Origin of the sequence: Aeromonas sp. FDAARGOS 1403 (assembly GCF_019047325.1) — a bacterium.
GTDB lineage: Bacteria > Pseudomonadota > Gammaproteobacteria > Enterobacterales > Aeromonadaceae > Aeromonas > Aeromonas dhakensis.
In genome coordinates, this window is record NZ_CP077249.1 from 2,782,636 (window position 1) to 2,804,641 (window position 22,006).

The 22,006-nt window shown below is 61.7% G+C and carries 14 protein-coding genes; 5 read left to right on the forward strand and 9 right to left on the reverse strand.

Going from position 1 to position 22,006, the window contains the following annotated elements; all coding sequences use genetic code 11:
* Positions 1-19: 19 nt before the first annotated feature.
* From I6L33_RS13200 to I6L33_RS13210, 3 genes are read right to left on the reverse strand one after another with little or no spacing between them, the layout of a single operon-like run.
* Positions 20-1,213: a sugar transporter gene (locus tag I6L33_RS13200; RefSeq protein WP_216972674.1), complete on the reverse strand. Its 1,194-nt coding sequence runs from the start codon at positions 1,211-1,213 to the stop codon at positions 20-22.
* A 31-nt stretch (positions 1,214-1,244) separates the two neighbouring features.
* Positions 1,245-1,895: an ABC transporter ATP-binding protein gene (locus I6L33_RS13205; RefSeq protein WP_017765952.1), complete on the reverse strand. Its 651-nt coding sequence runs from the start codon at positions 1,893-1,895 to the stop codon at positions 1,245-1,247.
* Between the two features lie 4 nt (positions 1,896-1,899).
* A complete protein-coding gene (locus tag I6L33_RS13210; RefSeq protein ID WP_010634345.1) occupies positions 1,900-2,700 on the reverse strand; it encodes an ABC transporter permease in 801 nt (266 codons plus the stop codon).
* An 825-nt stretch (positions 2,701-3,525) separates the two neighbouring features.
* Between I6L33_RS13210 and I6L33_RS13215 the strand changes: the two genes are divergently transcribed.
* Positions 3,526-4,050, forward strand: coding sequence for an acyloxyacyl hydrolase (locus I6L33_RS13215; protein ID WP_026459095.1), 525 nt, complete (start codon positions 3,526-3,528; stop codon positions 4,048-4,050).
* Positions 4,051-4,130: 80 nt separating this feature from the next.
* Here I6L33_RS13215 and I6L33_RS13220 read toward each other — a convergent pair whose 3' ends face one another.
* The 3 genes from I6L33_RS13220 to I6L33_RS13230 form a co-directional block, all read right to left on the reverse strand.
* On the reverse strand, positions 4,131-4,772 hold the full coding sequence (locus tag I6L33_RS13220; RefSeq protein ID WP_216972675.1) for an energy-coupling factor ABC transporter permease: 642 nt from the start codon (positions 4,770-4,772) through the stop codon (positions 4,131-4,133).
* 86 nt (positions 4,773-4,858) lie between these two features.
* On the reverse strand, positions 4,859-5,677 hold the full coding sequence (gene pflA / locus I6L33_RS13225) for a pyruvate formate lyase 1-activating protein (protein ID WP_017765948.1): 819 nt from the start codon (positions 5,675-5,677) through the stop codon (positions 4,859-4,861).
* A 65-nt stretch (positions 5,678-5,742) separates the two neighbouring features.
* The gene (locus I6L33_RS13230) at positions 5,743-8,682 is read right to left on the reverse strand and encodes an EAL domain-containing protein (protein ID WP_216972676.1); all 2,940 of its coding nucleotides are present in this window, start codon (positions 8,680-8,682) and stop codon (positions 5,743-5,745) included.
* 134 nt (positions 8,683-8,816) lie between these two features.
* On the opposite strand from I6L33_RS13230, the gene I6L33_RS13235 reads away from it, so the two are divergent.
* From I6L33_RS13235 to pbpC, 3 genes are all read left to right on the forward strand, one after another.
* Complete coding sequence (locus I6L33_RS13235) at positions 8,817-10,505, forward strand: FAD-dependent oxidoreductase (protein WP_216972677.1); 1,689 nt, start codon at positions 8,817-8,819, stop codon at positions 10,503-10,505.
* Between the two features lie 86 nt (positions 10,506-10,591).
* On the forward strand, positions 10,592-15,571 hold the full coding sequence (locus I6L33_RS13240; RefSeq protein WP_216972678.1) for an alpha-2-macroglobulin: 4,980 nt from the start codon (positions 10,592-10,594) through the stop codon (positions 15,569-15,571).
* A 10-nt stretch (positions 15,572-15,581) separates the two neighbouring features.
* Entirely contained in the window at positions 15,582-17,984 is a 2,403-nt protein-coding gene (gene pbpC / locus I6L33_RS13245; protein ID WP_026459096.1) for a penicillin-binding protein 1C, read from the forward strand.
* A gap of 103 nt (positions 17,985-18,087) precedes the next feature.
* On the opposite strand, the gene I6L33_RS13250 is transcribed toward pbpC, so the two are convergent.
* Positions 18,088-19,047 (reverse strand): hypothetical protein, encoded by a 960-nt coding sequence (locus I6L33_RS13250; RefSeq protein WP_019840379.1) that lies wholly within the window; start codon positions 19,045-19,047, stop codon positions 18,088-18,090.
* Positions 19,048-19,225: 178 nt separating this feature from the next.
* Here I6L33_RS13250 and thiI point away from each other — a divergent pair, with 178 nt between their 5' ends.
* Positions 19,226-20,674, forward strand: coding sequence for a tRNA uracil 4-sulfurtransferase ThiI (thiI, locus tag I6L33_RS13255; protein WP_019840389.1), 1,449 nt, complete (start codon positions 19,226-19,228; stop codon positions 20,672-20,674).
* 72 nt (positions 20,675-20,746) lie between these two features.
* Here the strand turns inward: thiI and I6L33_RS13260 are convergent, their stop codons facing one another.
* Both I6L33_RS13260 and I6L33_RS13265 read right to left on the reverse strand, forming a co-directional pair.
* Complete coding sequence (locus tag I6L33_RS13260) at positions 20,747-21,139, reverse strand: hypothetical protein (protein ID WP_128830518.1); 393 nt, start codon at positions 21,137-21,139, stop codon at positions 20,747-20,749.
* Between the two features lie 100 nt (positions 21,140-21,239).
* Positions 21,240-21,872, reverse strand: a complete 633-nt coding sequence (locus I6L33_RS13265) for a trimeric intracellular cation channel family protein (RefSeq protein WP_216972679.1) — start codon at positions 21,870-21,872, stop codon at positions 21,240-21,242.
* Positions 21,873-22,006: the final 134 nt, after the last annotated feature.

Genomic DNA, 22,006 nt, shown 5'->3' on the forward strand with positions numbered 1-22,006 from the left:
TTCAAAAAATCACTCCTGATCAGTCCTGGTGTTCACGCAGGGTCGCCAGACCCATTACGACCAGACCGTAGAAAAGACAAAGCAGCACGCCGATGGTTGCCAGGTTGTAGAGACGGCGGGGATATTCAGCCTGTTCGGCCAAGCTGGGTTGGCTGACCACCAGCAGATGCTTGAGTTTGCGATAGGCTTCGACGCGGGCCTGCTCCATGCTGACCAGACCTGTCTTGTAGACATCGGCGGCCAGCTGGGTTTGTACCTGAACCGCCTGATAGTCGGCATTGACCTCGTTGAGGGCCTGTTTCTCGCTGCCGGTCAGCCGCTGTTTCTCTTGTGCCAGCTGGCGGGTGAGGGCATCGACCCTGTCTTTTACCGCTACCACATCCGGGGCATTGGGGTTCATGTAGATTTGCAGGCGCTTGAGCTCGGCGTCCTGGCGTACCAGCTCCGCTTCCAGTTCAGACACCACGCCCATCATGGCGGTACTGGTCGCCTCGGGGCTGATCAGCTGGTGCTGGTTCTGGAAGGCGAGCATCTTTTCCCGCTCACTCAACAGCCGTTCATGAGAGCGAGCCACCTGGGACTCGACAAACTTGAGCTGTTCGACGGCGACCTGACGGCTCAGCCGGTTGATGAATCCTTCGCTCTCCTTGAGCATCAGCGCGACCACCTGTTTGGCATACTCGGGCTCAAAGGCTTGCAAACTGACGGTCAACACCCCGGAAAGTTCATCCAGGCTGACGGTCAGGTGGTCCCGATAAAAGGCCAGAAACTCTTCGCGACTGGCGTCTGCCGGCAAGCGGGAGAAGAGGTCAGCACTGTCGCTCTCGTAGTGCTTTTTCAGCTGCAGTTGTTTGTCCAACGTTTCGAGCATGTCCCAGGATTTGAGGTAATCCTGGATCACCAGCACATCCTGATGATTGCTGCCACCCAGCCCCAGCATGGAGAGGGCATCCGGCATCATCTTGAGCTGATCCGCCTGCTTGATGATAAGACTGGCCTGACTGACATAACGATCGCTGGCAATGGTGCCGTAGTAGAGCGCGGCCAGGCTGAAACAGGCGACAACCCAAAGAAAGCTGCCCAGTTTGATCGTCTTTTTCCAGGAGTGGCGAGCCACCTTGTAGCCCTTGGAGTCGATCAGAAACAGCTTGGGATCCCGCTTGAATTTGCGAAGCTTGCGCTCAAGCAGGGCGGTCAGATTGGCTTTGGTCATAGATGTCCGTGGAAATGCTTAATAAGAAGAATCAGAGTTTTTGGTAGACGGCGATGGCATCCTCGATGTCATCGTGCAGGGTCAACTGCCCGTTTTGCAGCACGATACCCATATCGCACTGCTGGCGCAGGGTGTTCATATCGTGCGAGACCATGATCAGGCTGGCGGTCTGCCGCTTCTGGGTAAAGACGTCGATGCACTTTTGTCTAAATCTGGCATCCCCCACCGAGGTGATCTCGTCGGTGAGGTAGATATCGAAATCAAAGGCCATGCTCACCGCGAAGGAGAACTTGGACTTCATACCGCTGGAGTAGCCCTTGATGGGCAGTTCAAAATGCTGGCCGATTTCCGAGAACTCTTTGACCCACTCTTCCACGGCTGCCGTGTCGTGCACGCCGTGGATCCGGCAGACGAAGCGGGTATTTTCGCGCCCCGTCATGCTGCCCTGAAAGCCGCCGCTCAGGGCCAGCGGCCAGGAAACCCGGCTATGGCGCGTCACCTTGCCCTTGCTCGGCATATCCATCCCCCCGAGCAACCGCAACAGCGTCGACTTGCCCGCGCCATTGGCACCGAGAATGCCGATATTGCGATCCCCTGGCAGGGTGTAACTGACATCTTTTAGCACGTAATGGCGACCAAATTTGGTCGGGTAATATTTTGTGACGTTATCCAGCGTGATCATAGGGTTAGCTTGCAATTAGACGGCGATGGCTGAGGCGATAGGCACTCATGGCAAACGTGAGCAATATCAGGGTAATGCCAGCCAGATAAGACCAGTTTCCACCTTGGGTCTGGTAACCGGCGATCCAGCCGGAGCGGATAAGCTCAAGGGCATGCACAACGGGATTCCACAACAGCAGATGCTGATAACTCTGTGGCACCGCCGCCAGTGGAAAGAAAACGGCGGAGATAAACATCATGGGGCGCATCAGAATGGGAAGCAGTTTTTTGGCTTCTTCGGAAAGAGATGCCGCAATACAAAACAGGGTGCCCAATGCAAACGAGAAGATCATCAGCAGACCATAGCCGGTCAGCACCGCCAGCGGGTCGGCAGGCATGGCATCAAAGCCAAACCAGATAAGTCCCAAAATAAGCACAAAGGCTACCAGCACGCCGATCAGGGTTTCCAGTACAAAGCGGGAAAACAGGGTGGCGAAGGGTGTTACCTGCCGATAGCAGAACAGCCCCTTGTTGGCACTGACTGCGGATTGCAACTGGCTGACCACGTTTTGAAACATCATAAAGGGCAGGTAACCGGCGGCGATAAAGACCGGTGCTTCCACCCCGCCGAAACCGGTGCGCTGGCGCATACCAAAGATGAAACAAAACAAGGCAATCGCAATTAGAGGATCGAGCACGGCCCAGGCGTAGCCCATCCGGTAACTGCCGAAACGGGTCTTCAGTTCACGCATCAGCAGGCCGAAGGTGACATCCTTCAGCACGGCCAGCGAGGTTCGGCGATGAGTTGATAAAATGGGGGTGTTCAATTTTTAATCTTTCATCAGCGTATGAAAATCAAGAGGGGCGACTCTAGCATAAAGGTTTGGCAAAGCAGCAATGTCTTGAAAGCGAATAATTCATTGCGCAATGCTGGGCAACTATATTGCGTTATTGCAATGTTAATTGTTTGTTTCTGTGTTGGTTTGCTTAGGGTATAGCTACCGCACGGCAATGACATATTCCCGGCGTAAAGAGCAGATTGTGTTGAATAAAAATAAAATGGGGGTGATAGCGAGGCGTAGCTTGTTGATGGCAACAAACATAAGTGGACTTGCAAAGCAAGTAATCAACCCGTGCATATGACGTCGTTCTGTGACGCGCGTCATGCTTAATTTTATTTGCGCTGCATACTACCTACCAGCTGCAATTGAGTCAACACGCATTATCAATTGTTCGTAAACGCGACCAAATAATATAACTAATTGTTGTATATGTGTTTTTTTTGAAACTTAATGGTAATTGACACGAACATGGTGAGTATTGATGGCGAAAAAATGATTAATTAAGACTTTTCTCATACATCCCCCTTCCTCAATAAAATTCTATTTTTGTGATCTGTATTTCTTGCTTTTACGTGTGTTTAGACATTTTCGCGCGACACTATTTAATTGTTCAAATAATGACCGAATATTTCCATTTGTTCTGACAAAATCAGCCTTTCTCTTGAGTTGGTAGACTATTTGACATGAAATGTTGATTTTTTTAGTTGTTAATACTCAATTGACAAACCTCCTTTTGACTGACTATGTCTGTTATGTACTCGCTTGCACTTGGACGTGGCGGCGCAAACAACAGGGATGGTGGAGGAGATGATGAACGCTAATTCGATCTTGCTTTCAGGATTGCTGGCGACCATGGCTGTCAGTACGGGAGTCTTCGCCGAGGATGACATAATGGCACTGCAGCTTGGCAAACCAGCCGAAGACGAAAAGCTCGATATCTATAGTGTCGATGTGAAATACCACCACATGTTTTGGCGTTGGGGTGACTCAGGCTGTCAGCTGGGTTTGGGTGCCCGGGGCGGCATGTTGAAGGTCGGAGATGACAGCACTGCCAGACTAGGAACCGGAGCCAGGGCTGAGTGCCTGTGGGGTAACTGGGTAGTCTGGATCCCGGTTGAAGTGCTCTGGCTGGCGGAGCATGAGTTTGGCCACCGCGGCAATGGTTTCAAGGACTATGGCGGGCCATTTCAGTTTTCAAGCGGTATTGGTCTTGGCTATGCGCTGACGCCGAACTGGCTGATTGGCTATCAATATGAGCACATGTCCAATGCCAACATGTATGAACAGAACCCGGGTCTGGATAGTCACTCCATCCACATTGAATATCGCTTCTAACCTCGCTTGCCTTTCACAAACAAAAGCCCCTGGAACAGGGGCTTTTGTTTGGCGGGTGATAATCAAGCCCTGCGTCGGGATCAGCGGCCCAGGTATTCCCGATCGAAGAAGGTGTTGACCCAGTGGGGGCGGTAGATGGTGAGCAGGGTCATGGTCATGCCGTTGAGCAGGGCTTCGGGGAAGAGCAGCAGTGGCCAGATGGAGAGGTAGTCGGCGCTGATGGTGTACCAGGGGTAGGTGTCGCTAAGGCCCATCAGCAGGGCGCTGGCCACCACCTTGACCGAGATGGAAAGGGCGCCGCCAAGAAAGGCCACCACGAACAGATAGACGAACAGGTGGCGCGGCAGCCAGGCCCAGCTGGCCAGAAACAGCAGCCAGGTGGTGGCGACCGGCAGGGCCACGCCGATGAGGGCCTGCCAGCCGATGTCGGCCAGGGGGATGACCCCGAAGTAAGAGAGGACCAGCAGGGTGAGGCAGGGGGCGAGCAGGGCGAGGCGCCAGCCCAGCAGCAGGGTCAGGCTGGTGAGGCCGAGAAAGTGCACCTCCAGTCCTTCGTGCAGGCCGGCCCGCAGGGTCCAGAGCGGCACCAGCACGATGGCGCCGCCAAGGCAGAGGTGCTGGTAGAGCGGATTGTCGTGGAGGGTGCGCAGCAAGGTGCCACGCAGGCTGAATGTGAGCAGCAGTACCCAGAGCAGCAGGGCGGCGGCTTGTCCTTCACTCATGGCAGATCCTTGTCCGGTGACGGCATGCAGGTGGGCGAGGCCCGATGTGAAAGGGGCTGGCGTTTTCCCGGCCAGCCCCTGAGCTATCAGTATTTGACGTTGTTGTGGTACTTGGCGAGGATGCCCTGGACGCGGTCCATGGTCTCCTTGCTGGGGGGCTTGATCCCGGTGAGATCATAGGTGTCGCCCAGTACGTCCCACTTGTGCTTGCCGAGCTCGTGGTAGGGCAGCAGTTCCACCTTCTCGACGCACTCTCCCAACTCGGCGATGAACTGGCCGAGCCCTTCGGCGCTCTCGTCATCGTCCGACCAGGTCGGTACCACCACGTAGCGGATCCACATGGTCTTGCCCTTGGCGGCCAGGTAGCGGGCAAACTCCAGGGTGTACTTGTTGCTGACGTGGGTCAGCGGAATGTGCTTGTCGTCGTTGATCTGCTTGATGTCGAGCAGCACCAGATCGGTATTGTCGAGCACCTTGTCGAGCTGTTCGTCGTAGTGGCGCACGAAGCCGTTGGTATCGAGGCAGGTGTGGATGCCCTTCTCCTTGCAGGCGGCGAACAGTTCGGCGATGAAATTTTGCTGCAGCATGGCTTCGCCACCGGAGGCGGTGACGCCGCCACCTGAGGCATTCATGAAGTGGCGATAGCTGGTGATGTCGCTCATCAACTCCGGCACTGTCACCTCGCGGCCGCCCTGGGTATCCCAGGTGTCGCGGTTGTGGCAGTACTTGCAGCGCATCAGGCAACCCTGCATGAACACGATGAAGCGTATTCCGGGGCCATCGACGGTGCCGCAGGTTTCAACGGAATGGATCCGGCCAATGACCCCGGATGTATCGGTGGTCACACTGGTTTCAGCGGCGGTGCCGCTGACTTCGACAGCAGGGATCCGATTAATGACAGACATAGACGACTCCAATGATTCGAGCAGGCCGTTATTTTATTACATAAAGCCCTATAAATCCTACATGTTTAGCCCGCCACCGGGGCACCCAGCAGGCTCTCGAGGGCTTTGGCGGTGAGCGGCCTGCTGGTCAGGAAGCCTTGATAATGCTGGCAGCCTAGGGCTTTGAGGATGGCGAGCTGCTCTTCGTCCTCCACCCCTTCGGCGGTGACGGTAAAACGAAAAACCTTGGCCAGTTCCAGGATCGCCTTGACGATGGCCTTGTCCTGTTCGCTGTGCACCAGGGTCTGGATGAAGCTTCTGTCGAGCTTCACCTCGTCCGCCGGCAGATCGCGCAGATAGGCGAGCGACGAGTAGCCGGTGCCGAAATCATCGATGGAGAGCAGGATGCCGAGCTCCTTGAGCTGGCGCATCCTGGCGATGCTCTCCAGCCGGTTCTCCAGCACCACGGATTCTGTCACCTCCAGCAGCAGGCGGGAGGGGGGCACCCCGGTATCGCGCAATATGTATTCCACCTGCTGCACAAAGCCTGCGGTGTGGAACTGGCGGGCGCTGACGTTGACCGACAGATGGGGAATGGCCAGCCCGCGGTTGAGCCAGAAGCTGTACTGGGCGCAGGCGGTCTTCATCACCCAGTAGCCGATGTCCTGGATGAGGCTGGTCTCCTCGGCGATGGGGATGAACTCTGCCGGCGGCACCATGCTACCGTCGCTGCGCTGCCAGCGCAGCAGCGCCTCGATGCCGGAGAGCGCACCGTTGTCGACCCGGTATTGCGGTTGGTAGTGCAGTTGCAGCTCGTGGTGGCGCAGGGCGTCGCGCAGCTGGTTGTTGAGCGCCAGCTTGTTCTTCTCCTTCTCAGCCATGGCCTCGCTGAAGAACACATAGTTGCCCTGGCCGGATCGCTTGGCCATGTGGGTGGCGGTGTCGGCCTGCTGCATCAGCACCAGGTGATCCTTGTCCTCGCTGGAGAAGAGGCTGATCCCCACCGAGGCGCTGCAGTGCAGCTTGTGATCCTCGATGTCGAACGGGATGCGAAACAGCCCCATCAGCTCGCGGGCGAAGTGTTCTGCCAGGATCTTGGCGGTGACATAACCCTGGCCCAGGGCGCTGAACAGCAGGGCGAACTCGTCCCCCGAGATGCGGGCCAGCACCAGGTTGTCCTGGGGCAGGGTCTTGAGGCGCTCCACCACCGCCTGCAGCAGCAGATCGCCGCAGGCATGGCCGAGGGAGTCGTTGATCGACTTGAAGTTGTCCAGATCCACCAGCAGCAGGGCGCCCCACTGGCCGCTGGCCTCCTGCAGAGTGCGCTGCATGATGTCGTTGAGGCTGCGGCGGTTGTAGAGGCCGCACAGATCGTCGTAGTAGGCGAGCTGCTCGATATGGCGCGCCGCCTCCTTTTCCTGGGTGATGTCGTAGAAGCTGCAGACATAGTGGCTGATCTCGCCGTGCTCATCCTGCACCCCGCTCACCATCAGCCGCACCGGAAAGAGGTGGCCATCCTTGTGCAGGCAGCGCTCTTCGCCCATCCAGAACTCCTGGGCCGCTACCGCCTCGCGCACGTCCTGCGCCAGGTGATCGCCATAGTAGGTGGGCCTGAGCCGGACGATATGCTGGCCGATCATCTCATCGTCGGCAAAGCCGGTGATGCGGCCAAAGGAGCGGTTGACCTTGAGGATGATCCCCTTGTGATCCATCACCAGCAGACCGTCGTGGGTGTTGAAGGCCACCTCGGCCAGCCGCAGCGCATCGTCGGCGGCCAATCGTTGCAGCTCGACGGCGGCCCGCTCGTGCTGGCTGCTGAGAGCGTCGAGCAGCGGCATGGGGTCGGCCAGTGGCGCATCGAGCAGCAGGGTGAGCTGGCCGATGGGGGCGCCCTGCGAGCCGTGCAGCGGAATGCCGACATAGACGGGGGCATTGAGTGCCAGCAGTTGGCTGGCCTGGGGATAGCGCAGGGGCAGGTCTTCCACATAGACAGCCTGGCCGTGCTGGAACAGCTCCTGGCCGGGGCCCGGGTCCATCTGGATAGGCTTGAGCACCGAGAAGGTCTCCCCCTCCAGCACGCAGCGCGGGATCATCCAGAGATCCTGGCCGCGCGGCTGGTACTCGCCAATCCAGCCGATGCGCGCGCCGCTGATGCCCATGGCCCAGCTCACCAGGGCGCGGCAGTAAGCGATGCCGGTCAGCAGGGTGAGCTCGGCAGGCAGCGTCAGCACGGCGGGCTGGACCGGCTCCTGCACCGGTTGCCAGTGGCCGAGCAACTGGGCGCTGTGACGCACCAGTTGCAGCATCTCTTCGCTCAGCGGGGTGGCGTTGAGGTATTCGAGGCTCAGCACGCCGATGAGTTTTTCCTGCTCCAGCAAGGCACCGTCCAGACGCGAGCTCACACCGGCATTGGCCAGATAGTAGTGCTGACTCAGCATGGGCTGGTGCGCGGCTTCCGAAAAGCTCAGGGACTTGCGGGTGCGCAGGGCGCGGATGTAGCGACTGTCGCCGCGAATGGCTGCTACCTCGTCGGCCCCCAGGGTAAAGACCGGGGTCAGCTGCTCGCTGCCGAGGGGGCCGTTGGCCTGATAGTGCCAGAGGATGAGGCGATCGGCCCCCAGGCTCTCCTTGAGGGTCTCCAGCATGGCGGCAAACTGCTGCTGGCTCGCCATCTGGCTCAGGCGCGGCAGTTGCAGCGCCAGGTCGGCCACCGGCTCCTGGCGCAGGGTCTGCAGGCAGATGAGCCAGAAGGCATCTTGTTCGTGGGAGAGGGCAATGTGCCACTGCTGGCCGGCAAAGCGCAGCACCAGCTTGCCGCCTTGGCCGTTGCTGAGGGCCTGTTCGATAGGCAGGCGCAGCGCATCCGGCAACTGGGCCGGCCAGGGGCCTCTGGGCTCATCGAGCCAGTAGAGTGGGGTTTGCATCACATCGGTCAACGCGACCAGCCGTTGGCTGCGCACGTCCAGACGAAAGAACAGCGGTGTCTGGTTGGCAGAAGAGAGATGACTGAGCGCGGTTGACGACATGAACTGATAACATCCTGTTGAACGACTGTCGGGTGGCAAGAATACTGCAAAATCGGTGCAAACAAAATTTCATTGAAATCTAAATTAGAAAATACTAATTTAATGTCAATTTGTCGTTGACTGGAGTCTTGCTGATGAAACGGATCCTGATTGTAGGCGGGGTAGCGGGGGGCGCGTCTGCTGCTGCCAGAGCCCGCCGTCTGAGCGAAGAGGCGGAAATTGTGATGTTCGAGCGGGGCGAGTTCGTCAGCTTCGCCAACTGCGGGCTGCCTTATCACATCGGGGGTGACATCCCCAACCGGGATGCCCTGCTGTTGCAGACCCCCCAGAGCTTCAAGCGCCGCTTCAACGTGGATGTGCGGGTTTTTCACGATGTCATCGAGATAGACAAGGCCGGCAAGAGCCTGCTGGTGCGCAACCTGCTGACCGGTGAAGAGCGGCGCGAAGCCTACGACGTGCTGCTGCTGAGCCCGGGCGCGGCCCCCATCCGGCCTCCCTTCCCCGGCATCGACAGCCCGGGTGTGCACACCCTGCGCAATATTCCTGACATGGATCGCATTCTGGCAGCGCTGGCGCACGATCAGCCGCACCATGTCACCGTGGTGGGGGGCGGTTTCATCGGACTGGAGATGATGGAGGCGCTGCACCAGCGCAAGCTGGACGTCACTTTGCTGGAGCTCTCCGATCAGGTGATGGCACCGGTGGATAAGGAGATGGCCAACATGCTCCATGCCCGCATCCGGGAGGAGGGGATCGACCTGCGCCTGCGCACCGGCCTCTCCGCCATCGAGAGTCTGGATGTGCTGGCGGAAAAAACTGCTGCCGTGGCCACTGAACAACGGGGCGGGCTGCGACTGACCCTGAGCGATGGCACCCGGCTCGATACCGGCTTGCTGATCCTGGCCATCGGCGTCAAGCCCGAGACCCTGCTCGCCGCCAAGGCGGGGCTGGAGCTGGGGCCCCGCGGCGGCATCAAGGTGGATGCCGCCATGCGCACCTCGGATCCCTTCATCTATGCGGTGGGGGATGCGGTGGAGGAGACCGACTTCGTCACCGGCGAGTCTGTGCTGATCCCGCTGGCGGGGCCTGCCAATCGGCAGGGGCGTATCGCCGCCGACAACATGCTGGGCCGCGCCGAAACCTACAAGAAGACTCAGGGTACCGCCATCTGCAAGCTGTTCGATCTGGCGGTGGCCAGCACCGGGCTGAACGAGAAGCGGCTGCTGCAGCTGGGGTTGCCGTTCGAGAAGGCCTATGTCCACCCGGGCAGCCACGCCGGTTACTACCCCGGCGCTCACCCGGTCAGCCTCAAGCTGCTGTTTGCCCCCGATGGCAAGATTTATGGCGCCCAGGCCATCGGCAAGGACGGGGTCGACAAGCGCATCGATGTGCTGGCGGTGGCTCAGCGCGCCGGTCTCACCGTGTTCGATCTGCAGGATCTGGAGCTCACCTACGCGCCGCCCTTCGGCTCGGCCAAGGACGTGATCAACATGGCCGGCTTTGTGGCCAGCAACCACTTGAAGGGGGATACCCTGCTCTGCCACGCAGCCGAGGTAGAGGCCCGTCACCCCCATCAGCAGGTGCTGGATGTGCGCAATGGCCCCGAGCTCGACAAGCTGGGTCGCATTCCGGGGGCGATGCACATTCCGTTGGATGAGCTGCGCAGTCGCCTTCATGAACTGCCCAAGGACAAAGAGCTGCTCATCAGCTGCCAGGTGGGCTTGCGCGGCCACGTGGCCTGTCGCCTGCTGAGCCAGCACGGCTTCAAGGTGAAAAACCTTTCCGGCGGTTTCAAGACCTGGCAGATGGCGGTGATGGAGTAACCCGCCACAGTCGCAAGCGAGCGCCGACCCCAGGGTCGGCGCTGTTGCATCTGGCGGGGGCCGGCGGCGTTTTAATGCAATGAGTTTTGTGTCAAGCGAGCCTGATCCCTTATCCTGTTGGCTATTGCGCTGCACTGGCAGCGAGCCAATCAGGGATGACATTTATGCGCCGCGTCGACTCTCACCCTCGCCTCTCTCGTTCCTCACCGCAACAGACGGCCATCCCCGGGCGCCGCTGGCCGGCCCTGCTGCTGGCGGGGCTCACGGCGCTGCTGCTGAGCGGCTGCGGCCCCGACAAGCCCGTCACTCATGTCACAGCTAATGGGCCGACCACGCAACCTGCCGCGCAGCAGGAAGCGGGCGCCCCAAGCGCCGTGGTGCAGGCGAATGCCCGTCAATATCGGGATGCCCCGGCGCTGGCGCTGGTCTTCTCCGGCCAATTGGCGCCCAAGGCCAATTGGCAGAGCTGGCTATCGGTCAATGAAGGAGGCAAGCAGCTGCAGGGGGAGTGGATCCTCGCCGATGATGGCCGCACCCTCTACTTCCCGAACGTGCAGCCCGATAAAAGTTACGAGGTGAGCCTCAAGGCGGGGCTGGGCCCATCCCCCCAGAGTTGGACCCTCAAGACTCGCCCGCTGGAGGCGGGGGCCTTCTTTACCGCCAGCGGCATGGTATTGCCGCTGCGCGACGAGCTGCGTCTGCCCATCAGCGCGGTCAACGTGGATGAGGTCAATATCGACTTCTTCCGGGTCGATGCGGAGTATCTGCCCCGTTTCCTGGCCGAGTATCGCCCCGGTGCCGGCATGGGCAACTGGGAGCTCGAGCAGATCACCCAGCGGGCCAAGCGGGTGTTCAGCGGCCGCTATGCGCTGGAACTCGATGCCAACCGGCGCGAGACCCGCCTCATCAATGTGAAGGAGCCACAGCTGGCCCAGGCTGGCGTCTACTTTGCGGTGATGTCGCCTCTTGGCAACTACGACTGGCGCAAGGAGACCACCTATTTTGCGGTGAGCGACATGGGGCTCAGTGCCCGTCGTTATCACGATCAGCTGGAGGTGTTCGTGAGCTCCCTGGCCAGCGCCGACCCGCTCAAGGATGTGCAGCTCTCCCTGCTCGACGAGAAGGGCAACCGGCTGCAGGTGCAAAATACCGATCCGCAGGGTCATCGCCGCTTCGATCAGGTGCAGGGGGCCCGCCTGCTGCTGGCCGAACAGGGCAACCATCTGGCGGTGCTGCGCCTCGACGGGGCGGCGCTCGATCTCTCCACCTTCGATCTTGGCACCCAGCCCTGGCAGGCTCAGCAGTTGTATCTGTTCAGCGGGCGCGACCTCTATCGCCCCGGTGAGCGGCTCGACAGCGAGATTTTGCTTAAAGGGCAGGATGGCCAGCTGCTGCCGGGTATGGCGGTGGAGCTGGAGGTGAAACAGCCGGACGGCCAGCTGCTCGAACAAAAGCGGCTGCTGCCGGATAGCCTTGGCGCCGCTCACTATGGCCTGCACCTGCCGGACGATGCGCCGCTGGGGCGCTGGACCATCAACCTCAAAACCGCCGCCGGCAGCCGCTTCGAGTGGCCTTTCCTGGTGGAGGAGTTTTTGCCTGAGCGGCTGAAACTGCAGCTTGGCAAGGGGCCGGATGGGGAAGTGACGAGTCTGGACGCCGCCCTCAGCCTGCCACTGCAAGGGGACTATCTCTACGGTGCGCCAGCGAGCGCCACCAAGGCCAAGGCGGAGGTGAAAATCAGCCGCGCCACCATGCCCTTTACCCAGTGGCAGGAGTTCACTCTGGGTGACGTGCTGCTCGCCGAGCAGGCCAGGGATCTTGAACCGCTGAGTCTCACCCTCGATGCGCAGGGGCAGGGGGCTTTTTCGCTTGCTGATGAGCTCGACAATGTGAGTGCTCTCGGGCCGCTGGAGGTGGCCTATCGGGTGTCGCTTTCCGAACCCGGTGGCCGCGCCGTCAATCGCAACCGCACCCAGTATGGCTGGCCAGCGGGCAGCCAGTGGCCGGCGCTCAAGGCCGACTTTGTGGCGGATCGGGTGGAAGGGGGCAAGCCGCTCCCCTTCCAGATCCTCAACCTCGATGCGCAAGGTCAACCGGTGGCGGGAGCGGTGAAGGTGCGCCTTGTCAACGAGTACCGCGATTACTACTGGCACTACGCCGATGGTGAGGGGTGGAAGTACGAGTTCAACAGTCAGCCCTATCTGGAGCAGGAGCAGACCCTGCAGCTGGATGGCAAGGGGCCGACCCCGCTCACGCTGCAACTGGCGGCGGGCTGGTATCGATTGGAGGTGGAGAACAGCCAGGGCCATCAATCGAGCCTGCGGGTGGAGATAGGCAGTTACGCCTGGGGCGGCGGTGGCGAGCAGGCTCGGCCCGACAAGATTGCCATCACCCTCGACAAGCGCGCCTATCAGGCGGGTGACAAGGCCAAAGTGACGTTGGTTGCCCCGCGCCCCGGCAAGGGGCTCTTGTTGGTGGAAGATGGCGACGGCCTGCGCTGGTGGCAGCGCATCGAGCTCAAGGGGGAGGGTGGCGATGCCAAGGATGCCCGCGGCGAGTTCGAGATCCCGGTCAGCCCCGAGTGGCAGCGCCATGACCTGCATATCTCGGCCCAGATCGCCGCGCCAGACAGTGCCTCCAAACCGGCTGGCAAGCAGCAGGGGCAGAGCCTGCGCTCGGTCGGCCTGGTGCCGCTCACCCTGGATCGGGAAGCGCGCCGTCTGCCGCTCACCCTGAGTGCGCCGGATAAAGCGGTGCCGCTTACCCGACTGGAGGTGACAGCCACCTCCACCCCCAACAGTCAGGGGCGGGTGGTGCTGGCCGCGGTCGATCGGGGCGTGCTCAACATCAGCGACTACCAGCCGCTCGACCCGTTCGAGATCTTCTTTGGCCGCAAGCGCTTCGCCCAGGATTTGTTCGACAACTACGGTCAGGTGATCCCGCCGCAGGATGGCAAGCTGGCCCGCCTCAATTACGGGGGCGACCGTGCGCCGCTGAAAAAGGGCGGCGCGCTGGAGAGCCGGGTCGAGATCGCAGCGCTGTGGAGCGGCGAGGTGAGTTTTGATGAGAGCGGCAAGGCGGTGATCCCGCTCGATTTGCCCAACTTCAACGGCGAGCTGGCGCTGATGGCGCTGGCCTGGAACGAACAGCAGGTCGGTGAGGCCGAGCGCGCCGTCAAGGTGGTGGCGCCCTTGGTGGCCGAGATTGGCTGGCCGCGCTTTGGCGCCAGAGGGGATGAGACCCGGGCGCTGGTACAGCTGCGCAACATGAGCGGCGAGGATCAGACCCTCTCCCTTGCCTGGACCCTCAATGGCGGGCTGAAAGCAAACGGTGAGCTGCCTAGCACCCTTGCCCTTAAAAATGGTGAGGAGCAGTGGCTGACCCTGCCGCTCACCGTGACCGGGGCGAGCGGTGTGGCAAGCCTGCAGTTGGCGGCCAGCGGCAAGGATTTTGCCATCAGCCGCGACTGGACTTTGCCGCTGCGCTCCCCCTGGCCGGCCGAGACGCGTCAACGCTACCAGATGCTGGCCCCCGGCCAGCAGATGAGCTTTGCGCCAGCTGAGCTGGCCGGGCTGGATCGCGCCAACCTGCAGGGACTGCTCAGCCTCTCCGGTACCCCGCCCTGGGATCCGGCAGCCCAGTGGCAGGCGCTGGCCGACTACCCCTATGCCTGTCTGGAGCAGACCCTGTCCCGTGCCTGGCCTTACTTGCTGACCACGGCCGATGAGCGGGCCGCCTGGCGCAAACCCGCAGCGGGCAAGAAAGCGACAAGCGAGGCGGATGTGCAACGCGCCCTGCTGCAACGGCTGCAGCGGTTGCAACTGCCAAGCGGCGGTTTTGGCCTCTGGGATGGCCGCTCCGACGAGGAGCAGTGGCTCACCGCCTATGCCGCCGACTACCTGCTGGCGCGCAAGGAGGCAGGCGATGCAGTTCCGGAGGCGATGCTCAATCAGGCGCTGAATCGTCTGCAGAGCTATCTCACCGACAACCAATACGGCGAGCGCTGGAGCAGTGCCCCCGAGCACAGCCGGCTGGCCTATCAGGCCTACAGCGCCTATGTGCTGGCCCGGGTGGGCAAGGCACCGCTCGCTACCCTGCGCCTTATCTGGGAGCAGCAGGCCGATCACGCTCGCTCCGGTTTGCCGCTGCTCCACCTCTCGCTGGCCCTCTCGGCCATGGGGGATGAGCAGAACGCCGCCAAGGCCCTCAACCGGGCGCTGGCGACCGAGCGCGGTGATGACTATCTCGGGGATTACGGTTCACAGTTACGCGATGGAGCTCTTGAGCTCTCCTTGCTGCGCCAGCACAAGCTGGCTGCGGATCGCTGGCCCGCTCTCAGTGCCAAGGTGGCCGATACCCTGGCCCACCGTCAGTGGCTCAGCACTCAGGAGCGGCTCGCCCTGTTGCGACTCGCCCGCTTCGATCCGGCCGTCGACTGGCAGGCCAGGGTGACCCCCTCGCTTGGCAGTGGCTCCCTGAGCGGTTCGGCCCCGTTGCAGCTGAGTGCCCCCGAGGCGCTGGCGGCGAGTACCGTCACCAATGAGGGCAAGGGATCCCTCTATGTGCAGCGCACCTTGGTAGGTTACCCCGAGCAGGCTCCTACCCGGTTGAGTCAGGGGATAAGCGTGACCCGCAGCTGGTTCAACAGCGACGGTCAGCGTTTTGATCCCGCCAAGGTGAAGATGGGCGATCTGGTGGTGGTGCGGCTCAACGTCAGCAGTGAATCGGCGGTGCCCGATGCCCTGCTGGTGGAGATGGTGCCCGCTGGCTTCGAGCTGGAGAACCCGGTCCTTGGCAACAACATCAAGCTCGAAGAGCTCTCCATCGAGGGGAAACCGGCGTGGCAGAGCGAGTGGAACGACTACCTCAAGCATCAGGAGTTTCGCGATGACCGCTACACGGCGGCGCTGGATCTGAGCGAGGGGAGCAACCAGCAACTGGTCTACCTGATGCGGGCGGTGACGCCGGGTCGCTATCAGGTGCCGCCGACCCAGGTGGAGGATATGTACCGCCCCGAGCTGCGGGCTGTGGGTGAGGATATCCACGAGGTAACTATCTCTGAGTAGCTGGCGCTTGATGGGTCGCAGACGCCCTCTGGGCAACGACCCCTCCCTTGAGCGGGTTCGCCCGCCCACTTTCTGGCAGCAGCGTGGCTGGCTGAAATTGGGTCGCAGTGGCCGCGCTGGCGGGCGCTGGCTTGGCTGTCTACAACGCTGGCTGCGTTTCTCGGTGCTGGGAGTTGTAGCACTGCTCCTGTCATTGCTGGCGCTGGATCGCATTTTCCCGCCGCCACCGCTCGACCCGGCCTATGCGCGGGTGGTACTCGACATGAAGGGACGGCCGCTGCGCGCCTTTGCCGACACCAGTGGCGTGTGGCGCTACCCCGTGACCCTGGAGCAGGTCTCCCCCCGCTATATCGAGGCGCTGCTTGGCTACGAGGATCGCCATTTCTGGCGCCATCCCGGAGTCAACCCGGTGGCCATGGTGCGCGGGGTCTGGCAGTGGCTGCGCTACGGACGCGCCGTGTCGGGGGGCTCGACCCTCACCATGCAGGTGGCGCGTCTTATCGAGCCCTACCACAGGAGCGTGCCCGGCAAGCTGCGCCAGATGGCGCGCGCGCTGCAGCTGGAGTGGCACTACGACAAGCGCACCCTGCTCACCGTCTACCTCAACCGGGCGCCGTTTGGCGGCAATCTGGAGGGGGTGCAGGCGGCAAGTTTTGCCTACCTTGGCAAGAGCGCCGCCAGGCTGACCCATGCCGAGGCTGCGCTGTTGGCGGTGCTGCCGCAGGCCCCCAGCCGCAACCGGCCGGACCGGCATCCCGAGCGGGCCCGCGTCGCCCGCGACAAGGTAATGCAGCGGCTGGTGGCGCAGGGCGTCTGGCCCGAACAGGTGTGGCTGGAGGGGCGTATCGAGCCGGTGCTGGCCCGCGGTCACTTCACGCCGATGGAGGCGCCGCTCTTCGCCCGACTCGCCGCCGACAATCAGGCCGGGGCGCTGGTGCACACCACCATCGATGGCGATCTGCAGCGCTGGCTGGAGGGGCGGGTGGCGAGCTATATCCGCCGCTTCCCCGAGCAGACCTCCGCCGCCCTGCTGCTGGTGGACAACAAAAACATGACGGTACGCGCCTATGTGGGCAGCGCCGAGTATGGCAATTTGCGCCGCCACGGTTATCTGGACATGGTGCAGGCGATCCGCTCCCCCGGCTCCACCCTCAAGCCCTTTATCTACGGTCTGGCCATGGACGAGGGGCTGGTGCACTCGGCCTCCCTGCTCTCTGATGCGCCAAGGCTCGGGTCTGACTATCGTCCCGCCAATTTTTCCGGCGCCTTTCAGGGGCCGGTGACCCTCGCCCAGGCGCTGCAGCAATCCCTCAACGTGCCGGCGGTGCAGGTGTTGGAGGCGCTGGGGCCGGACAAGCTGGTCAGCCGTCTCGACAATGCCGGGGTGAGGCTGGCCCTCTCCGACAAGCCCAATCCGGCCATCGCGCTGGGTGCGGCGGGCATTCGGCTCGAGCAACTGGTGGCCCTCTACAGTGCGCTTACCCGGCAGGGGCAGGTGGCAATGCCGGTCTGGCTGGCGGGGCAGCAGGCGGTGTCGCGCCCCTTGCTGAGCCCAGGGGCGGCCTGGATCATCTGGCAGATCCTGAGCGCGCAGGGGCGGGCGGATCAGCCCTTTGCCAGCGAGGCGACCGGCCGGGTCAACCGGCTGGCCTGGAAGACCGGCACCAGCTATGGCTATCGCGACAGCTGGGCGATGGGGGTCTCCGGTCGCTGGACCATCGGCGTCTGGCTGGGGCGCCCCGATGGTACCCCCATGCCCGGTTTTTACGGCCAGAGCGCGGCGGTGCCGCTGCTGCTGTCGGTCTACTCGCGGTTGGCTGACAACAGTCCCCTGCCGGCACAACCCAATACGGTGGGCGAGGCCGAAGTTTGCTGGCCGCTGGGGCGCAAGGTGAGCGCGACCCTGCCTGAGGCCTGTCTGCAGCGGCAGAGCGCCTGGCTGCTGGAAGGGCGCGATCCCCCCACCTTGCCGGATCCCATGGATTGGCCTTCGCCGCTGCGCCAGGTTGCGTTGACCAAGGAGGGAAAACCCACTCTGAGCCGCTGTCAGGATGCGGCGCAATCCGGTTTTCGGGCGCTCTGGCCATTGTCGCTGGAGCCGTGGCGGGGGCCTGGCGAGCGGCGCCAGGCGCTGCTGGCCAGCGGTTGCAAGGGGGAGGGGCAGAGCACCGAGCTGCAGGCCCCCATCCGCATCCTGGCGCTGGGGGAGGGCAACCTTGTTCGCAGCCAGCGTTATCGGCTGCAGCCCAGGGTGCTGGGGGGGGTCGGCAAAGCGGCCTGGTTTCTCAACGGTCAGCGGCTGCGCTGGGACGGGGATCAGGTGCTGAGCGAGGCGGGTCGCTACCAGCTGGTGGTGGTGGATGAGGCGGGCAACAGCGATCGCATCGAGTTTCGGCTGGAGAATCCCTCCTGAGGGGAGAGGCTGTGCCTAATTGGCGTGTCAGAATATTGACGACATCGGGGGATGGCTCCGATGTCGTCAGCGGATTGTCGATCCCCGGCAGGGCGTCTTGGAGTCAGGGCTTGACCTGACCCAGCCGGGTGAAGAAGTGTTGACTCTTGCGCTGGTGGAAGTGGCTCTTCTTGATGGAGTGAAACACCAGCTTGCTGTCTGGATGGCTCGCCTTGAGGCGATGGATCATCGCCATGGCCGGTAAGCCAGTACTGACGAGCGTGGTGAGCGGCAGACTCTGGGTCTGTGGCCCCAGCAGCTGGTTGAGCCCCTGCTGGGCCTGCTCGAAGCGGGTCAGCACGGCGGGCTCGGCATAGCCGCTGCCCAGCATGGCGAGCAGGGCATCGAGCGCCTGATTAAACTCGGCCAGCTGCTGGCGAAAGCCGCTGCGACTGCGCAGGGCGATCAGCTCTGCAAACGGGATGTCGGCCAAGTGAGTGGGCACTTGCAGCGGGATCTCCAGATGGAAGCAATCTTGGCCACCGCGGTTGTGATAGCGCGATTCGAGCAGGTGCAGCAGCCGGTCCAGATAGTCGTGATCGGTGATGAGGGCCCCCTCATTGGCGAGTGCCCACTCGCGGGCGAGCCGCATGGAGAGCAGATTGGCAAAGCGCCGTGCCATCCTGAACCCGCCCTCCTCCCGGCTGGCGAAACCGTGCGCCAGGCAAAAGCCGTGCAGCCGCTCCAGCCCCGCCTGGGCCGGGCAGAAACAGTCGTGGTTGGCAGGCGAGCGCCAGCGACCGATCAACTCCTTGTTGCCAAACACCTTGTGACGCACGAAGTCGGGGGCGAGCAGGCTGCTCAGCTGACTCTCCAGCTGGGGAGTGATGGCGGCAAAGAAGGCGGCATCCGGCCGCTCGGCCAGCAGGTCCGTCTCCTGTTCGAGCGTCTGCAGCAGGGCGGTGAGGCCGCTCTTCTCACTGACGGTGAAGACGAAGGCGAGCCGCTCCAGATAGAGCAGGGCAAACTTGAGCCACAGCTCGTCGCGCACTTCCATGCCGGGGTAGTAGATGTAGGTCTTCATCGAATGGGTCTGTGGTCAGGAATGTTGCCGGGACGCAGGTTCGGGAATATACGCAAGATTGCCTCGCTGCGGCAAACATTGCGTGGGGGAATGTGAGCAAACGCTCATCCAGTAGGCGCTGGCCACAAACTTCTGATATAATTCGCGCCCTTAAATCAAGGTCACCCGAGTCATTACCATGAAGTTCATTATCAAGCTGTTCCCGGAAATCACCATCAAGAGCAAGTCGGTGCGCCAGCGCTTTATCAAGATCCTGCAGGGCAATATCCGCAATGTCCTGCGCCGCTTCGACGACGATGCCCGGGTGCGGATGGATTGGGACAAGCTGATCGTGAGCTCCCGCAATGACCAGTTCCGTGAACAGGCCATCGAAGCCCTGGCCTGCATTCCCGGCATTCAGGCCTTCCTCGAGGTGCAAGCCAGCAAGTTTACCGACCTGCACGACATCTTCGAGCAGGTGAAAGCCGTATGGGGTGACCAGCTCGAGGGCAAGACCTTCTGCGTGCGTGCCAAGCGCCACGGCAAGCACGAGTTCTCCTCCCTCGAAGTGGAACGCTACGTGGGTGGTGGCCTGAACCAACACTGCGTGAGCAACGGCGTGCGTCTCAAGAATCCGGATGTGAAGATCAACCTCGAGATCGACGGCGAGGAGCTGTTCATCGTCAGTGCCATCCACCAGGGCCTGAGCGGCATGCCCATTGCCACCCAGGAAGATGTGCTGAGCCTCATCTCCGGCGGTTTTGACTCCGGCGTCGCCTCCTTCCAGTTCATCAAGCGCGGTTGCCGGGTGCACTACTGCTTCTTCAATCTGGGTGGTGCCGCTCACGAGATCGGTGTCAAGCAGGTGGCCTATCACCTGTGGAACCGCTTCGGCTCTTCCCATCGGGTGCGTTTCACCGCGGTGGACTTCGAGCCTGTGGTGGCCGAGATCCTCGAGAAGATCGACAACGGTCAGATGGGTGTGGTGCTCAAGCGGATGATGATGCGCGCCGCCGCCAAGGTGGCCGACGAGTTCCAGATCCCGGCGCTGGTGACCGGCGAGTGCGTGGGTCAGGTCTCCAGCCAGACCCTCACCAACCTGAATGTCATCGACCGGGTGACCGACAAGGTGATCCTGCGCCCGCTCATCACCTGGGACAAGCCGGACATCATCAGTGAAGCGCGCCGTATCGGCACCCTGGAGTTTGCCGAGACCATGCCGGAGTATTGCGGTGTCATCTCCAAGAAGCCGACCGTGAAGGCCGATCTGGCCCGCATTGAAGAGGAAGAGGGCAACTTCGACTTCGCCATTCTGGACAAGGTGGTGGCCGAGGCACGTTACCTCGACATTCGTCGTATCGGTGAAGAGACTGCTGCCGAAGTGCAGGAAGTGGAGACTACCGCCGAGAGCGGTGACAACGAGGTGATCCTGGATATCCGCTCCATGGATGAGCACGACGAGAAGCCGTTGCTGGTGGAAGGGCGTGAGGTCATGCATATCCCCTTCTTCAAGCTGGCCACCGCCTTTGGCGATCTGTCGAAAGAGAAGACCTACCTGCTCTACTGCGATCGCGGCGTGATGAGCAAGCTGCAGGCGCTCTACCTGAAAGAGAAGGGCTTTGCCAACGTCAAGGTGTACCGTCCGTAAGGTGACGTTCCTGCGTGCATAAAAAATCCGGCCAATGTGCCGGATTTTTTTATTTCACTTGCAGGTTGAGGCTCAAGGGCAGGGGACCGGGGTAAAGGTGGACTGCCCCTGGCAGCGCCATCCCATTTCCGCCTGGCGCATCTGCCACAGGTTGTTGCTGCGAAACAGGGTCAGGATGTAGATCATGTCGCTCTTGGTGCCATTGAGGGCGACCGAGAGCACCAGATCGTTGTCCAGCTGTTGCGCCTGGATGCGACTGGGGATGTCGCTGTGGCCGACGAAACGCAGGGCCACTTCACGATAGTCATTGACCCAGCTCTGCTGGGCGGTGCTTGCCTGACGGATCTGCTGGTTGAACTGCTGCACCGGGGTGGACGCGAGCCGACCAAACAGTACCTGGGCTTCAGCCTGCGCCGTTGCCACATTCATCAGTAACAGTGATGCGATGAGTCCAAGTTTTTGCATGAGGGATTCCGGCTTACAACACTGCATCCTATGACAACAGAAAAGCCTGCTTGGTTCAACGCAACCGGGCCGGGAGTGCGACCTGACGCCGGTTGTGAGGTCAATTGCGCTGCAGCGAGAAGGTAGGCAGTGACAGATGCCAGTAGATGGCGGCCACCCGTAAACCGAACACCGCCGTCATGCAGATGAGAATGGCGGTCACCCGATCCACGTCTATCTCCAGCGCCAGGGTATAGAGGATGCCCCCCAGGATGCAGGCGGTGGCATAGATCTCCTTTTGCAGCACCATGGGCACCTCCCGGGCCAGCACGTCCCTGATCATGCCGCCAGCCACCCCTGTCATGGTGCCCATCAATACGGCGATCAGCCCCGATGTACCAAAGTTGAGGGCTTTTTGTGCCCCGATCACGGTAAATAGCGCCAGCCCGAAGGCGTCGGCGACCGGCAACACGTACCAGGGCATGCGACGGGGCAGCTTGACCATCCACATGCCGATCAGTGCCGTGGCGATCACCACCCAGATGTAGAGAGGGTCCCGTACCCAGAAGACCGGGGTGGCCCCCAGGATCATGTCGCGGATGGTGCCGCCGCCGATGGCGGTGACCGCCGCCAACACCATGACGCCAAAACCGTCCATCCTGAGACGGCCCGCCACCAGTACGCCCGAAAACGCGAATACCGCAGTACCAAACATGTCGCTGATGTAAACAATCTGCTCAACCAGTGTCTGCATGGAGAACAACTCACGTCCAATTGTTGATGGGGCCGCGATTTTAGGGGGGATTGCGGCGTCTGACCAATGGCTGCCTGCAAGAAGTGGGAGCCAGACCAAGTTTTTCTCGGCTGCGCTGGCGCCAGCCAGCGCGA

Bases quoted from the DNA above. Each gene is read 5' to 3' on its own strand.
- I6L33_RS13200 (WP_216972674.1), bottom strand. From the start codon at position 1,213: ATGACCAAAGCCAATCTGACCGCCCTGCTTGAGCGCAAGCTTCGCAAA.
- I6L33_RS13205 (WP_017765952.1), bottom strand. From the start codon at position 1,895: ATGATCACGCTGGATAACGTCACAAAATATTACCCGACCAAATTTGGT.
- I6L33_RS13215 (WP_026459095.1), top strand. From the start codon at position 3,526: ATGAACGCTAATTCGATCTTGCTTTCAGGATTGCTGGCGACCATGGCT.
- I6L33_RS13220 (WP_216972675.1), bottom strand. From the start codon at position 4,772: ATGAGTGAAGGACAAGCCGCCGCCCTGCTGCTCTGGGTACTGCTGCTC.
- pflA (WP_017765948.1), bottom strand. From the start codon at position 5,677: ATGTCTGTCATTAATCGGATCCCTGCTGTCGAAGTCAGCGGCACCGCC.
- I6L33_RS13230 (WP_216972676.1), bottom strand. From the start codon at position 8,682: ATGTCGTCAACCGCGCTCAGTCATCTCTCTTCTGCCAACCAGACACCG.
- I6L33_RS13235 (WP_216972677.1), top strand. From the start codon at position 8,817: ATGAAACGGATCCTGATTGTAGGCGGGGTAGCGGGGGGCGCGTCTGCT.
- pbpC (WP_026459096.1), top strand. From the start codon at position 15,582: ATGGGTCGCAGACGCCCTCTGGGCAACGACCCCTCCCTTGAGCGGGTT.
- I6L33_RS13250 (WP_019840379.1), bottom strand. From the start codon at position 19,047: ATGAAGACCTACATCTACTACCCCGGCATGGAAGTGCGCGACGAGCTG.
- thiI (WP_019840389.1), top strand. From the start codon at position 19,226: ATGAAGTTCATTATCAAGCTGTTCCCGGAAATCACCATCAAGAGCAAG.
- I6L33_RS13260 (WP_128830518.1), bottom strand. From the start codon at position 21,139: ATGCAAAAACTTGGACTCATCGCATCACTGTTACTGATGAATGTGGCA.
- I6L33_RS13265 (WP_216972679.1), bottom strand. From the start codon at position 21,872: ATGCAGACACTGGTTGAGCAGATTGTTTACATCAGCGACATGTTTGGT.